The organism is Geminicoccus flavidas (assembly GCF_009806515.1).
Taxonomy (GTDB): domain Bacteria; phylum Pseudomonadota; class Alphaproteobacteria; order Geminicoccales; family Geminicoccaceae; genus Geminicoccus; species Geminicoccus flavidus.
In genome coordinates, this window is the sequence record NZ_WUJP01000188.1 from 1 (window position 1) to 3,047 (window position 3,047).

The 3,047-nt window shown below is 66.8% G+C and carries 3 protein-coding genes; all 3 read right to left on the minus strand.

What is annotated here, in order from left to right:
* Positions 1 to 728 (minus strand): adenylate/guanylate cyclase domain-containing protein (locus EQG76_RS05130; RefSeq protein WP_200840568.1); only part of this gene is annotated, 728 nt, incomplete at its 3' end.
* 170 nt (positions 729 to 898) lie between these two features.
* On the minus strand, positions 899 to 2,719 hold the full coding sequence (gene typA / locus EQG76_RS05135) for a translational GTPase TypA (RefSeq protein WP_159711196.1): 1,821 nt from the start codon (positions 2,717 to 2,719) through the stop codon (positions 899 to 901).
* Between the two features lie 139 nt (positions 2,720 to 2,858).
* Positions 2,859 to 3,047 (minus strand): DUF1349 domain-containing protein (locus tag EQG76_RS05140; RefSeq protein ID WP_159711198.1); only part of this gene is annotated, 189 nt, incomplete at its 5' end.

Consider the following 3,047-nt stretch of genomic DNA (forward strand, 5'->3'; position numbering starts at 1 on the left):
AGATCGTCGAAGGGCAGCACCGCCACGGTCGGTCGACTGTCCGCTGCCGCAGCGCGCAGCGATCCGGACGCACTGCCCGCTGCCGGCGGTGCTGCGGAGCGCTCCGTCCAACTGCCGGCCGCGATGAAGCTCGTGACGAGGATGCCGGCGCAGATGCTCGCGAGGACGGTGGAACGTGGCCGGGGCCAGGATCGCCGGCCAGCCGGCAGGAGCCGCGCCAGCCCACCGGGCGCCATCTCGTCCGGGCGCCAGGCGTAGACCTCAATCGCTTCGGGAATGTTCTTCGCCTGCCGGCGGCCGATCCGCCGGAAGCGGGCGACGTGCTCCTTGTCGGCGCTGCGCACGACCGTGGCACTCGCATAGATGCTGCCAGGCTCGGCCATGGCCTGCAGCCGGTTGGCGACGTTCACCCCGTCGCCGAAGATGTCCCCGTCCTCCTCGATGACATCACCCAGGTTGAGGCCGAGCCGAAGGTCCAAGGGACATGCGCTAAAGCCCCGCTGGATCTCGATAGCTGCCTCCAGCGCCGCGTTGACGCTGCCGAACGCAGTGAGGAACCCGTCACCGGTATGCTTGAAGGTCCGGCCGCCATGACGCTGCACGGCCGGCTCGACGATTTCCCGCAACGCCGTCCGCAGCTCGCCATAGGTCTGGGCCTCGTCCTCGGCCATGAGCCGGCTGTAGCCGACCACGTCCCCGGCGATGATGGCAGCAAGCTTGCGTTCCATGGCGCTGGCCCATCAGGTCGACCCGCGCCGCTCAATATAGGGGACGGCTCGCAGGATTAGTACCGGGTTGCACTGATCAATTCGCGCAGCCTGCGATGTGCTGTGCCCCCAAACGAAATGGAGCGGCCGGCAAGCCGACCGCTCCATCCTCTCGAACCCGGCCTGTCTTCTCAGGCCGCTTCGCTCTGCCGGGACATGCGCTTGCGCTCATTGCTGTCGAGATAGCGCTTGCGCAGCCGGATCGCCTTGGGCGTCACCTCGACCAGCTCGTCGTCGGCGATATAGGCGATGGCCTTTTCCAGGGTCATCCGGATCGGCGGGGATAGGTTGATCGCGTCGTCCTTGCCGGCCGCCCGGATATTGGTGAGCTTCTTCGTCTTGACCGGATTGACCTCGAGGTCGTTTTCCCGGGTGTGCTCGCCGATGATCATGCCGGCATAGAGCTTCTCGCCGGGGTGCACGAACAGGGGCCCGCGCTCGGAGATGTAGTTCAGTGCGTAGGCCACTGCCTCGCCCTGCTCGCTGCTGATCAGCACGCCGGTATGGCGCTGGGCGATTGCACCCTTGTAGGGCTCGAAGGCGTGGAAGATCCGGTTCAGCACGCCCGTGCCGCGCGTGTCGGTCAGGAACTCGCCGAGATAGCCGATCAGGGCGCGCGACGGGCTGTGGAACACCAGGCGCTGCTTGCCGGCACCGGCCGGGCGCATGTCCTTCAGCTCCGAGCGGCGCTGGGTCAGCTTCTCGACGACGATGCCGGAATATTCCTCGTCGACGTCGATGGTGACTTCCTCGATCGGCTCCAGCTTCTGGCCGTTCTCGTCGGTCTGCATCAGCACGCGTGGGCGGCTGATCGACATCTCGTAGCCTTCGCGCCGCATCTGCTCGATCAGCACGGCCAGCTGGAGCTCGCCACGGCCGGCCACCTCGTAGGCGTCCTTGCCGGCACTCTCGGTGACCTTGATCGCGACATTGCCCTCGGCCTCGCGCTTGAGGCGGTCGAGGATCACCCGCGAGGTGACCTTGGTGCCTTCCTGGCCGGCATAGGGGCTGTCGTTGACCGAGAAGGTCATCGCAATGGTGGACGGGTCAATCGGCTGGGCCGGGATCGGCTCGCTGACCGACGGGTCGCACAGCGTGTCCGCGACGGTCGCCTTCTGGATGCCCGCGATGGCGACGATGTCGCCGGCCTCGGCCTCCTCGACCGGGGTCCGCTCCAGGCCACGGAAGGCCAGGATCTTGGTGACGCGCGCCTGCTCCAGCAGTTCGCCGGTACGGCTCATCGCCTTGATCGTGGTGTTCGGCCGGATCTTGCCCGACGCGATGCGGCCGGTCAGGAGGCGGCCCAGATAGGGATTCACCTCCAGCGTGGTCGCCAGCATCGAGAACGGCGCGTCCAGGTCCACCTGGGGCGGGCGGACATGCGAGACGATCAGGTCGAAGAGGGGTGCGAGGCTTTCGCGCGGCCCGTCCGGATCGTGCGCCGCCCAGCCGTTCTTGGCCGAGGCGAACACGGTCGGGAAGTCGAGCTGCTCGTTGGTCGCATCCAGCGCCGCGAACAGGTCGAACACCTCGTCATGCACCTCGTGGGCGCGCTGATCGGGCTTGTCGACCTTGTTGATCACCACGATCGGGCGCAGGCCCAGGCGCAGGGCCTTGCCCAGCACGAACTTGGTCTGCGGCATCGGGCCTTCCGAGGCGTCGACCAGCAGGACCACGCCGTCGACCATGCCCAGGATGCGCTCGACCTCGCCGCCGAAATCGGCGTGGCCGGGCGTGTCGACGATGTTGATCCTCGTGTCCTTCCAGGCGACCGAGGTGCACTTGGCCAGGATCGTGATCCCGCGCTCGCGCTCCAGATCATTGGAATCCATGGCCCGTTCCTGAACCTGCTGGTTCTCTCGGAACAATCCGGACTGCTGGAGAAGCTTGTCGACCATGGTCGTCTTGCCGTGGTCGACATGCGCGATGATCGCGATGTTACGCAGATCCATGAAACCCTGTGCTCGGCCGTGATGGGAGGCGCGAGCTGGCTGCTCGCGGAACGTGGCTGGCCTTATATAGGAACTGCAAGCGAGATTCCACGCCCTTGCCGCAGCGCAGCAAAACTTCCTGGCGGCTGATCGCCAGTCCTCAGGACAGGTCGTGCAGGCCCTTGCCGTTGGGCGGCCCGACGGAGAAATCCGAGAAGGTGACCTGGAGCCCGGCCCGCTCGGGCGTGCAGCACATCGGCCCGACCAGATAGCGATCGGCCTTCGGGAACGGCGCCAGCCGCAGGAGCGGCCAGGTGATCCGGTCGGCCGAGGCCTGCAGGCGCAGCAC

Excerpts from the sequence above, each read along its gene's own strand:
- typA (WP_159711196.1), bottom strand. The coding sequence starts at position 2,719 with ATGGATCTGCGTAACATCGCGATCATCGCGCATGTCGACCACGGCAAG.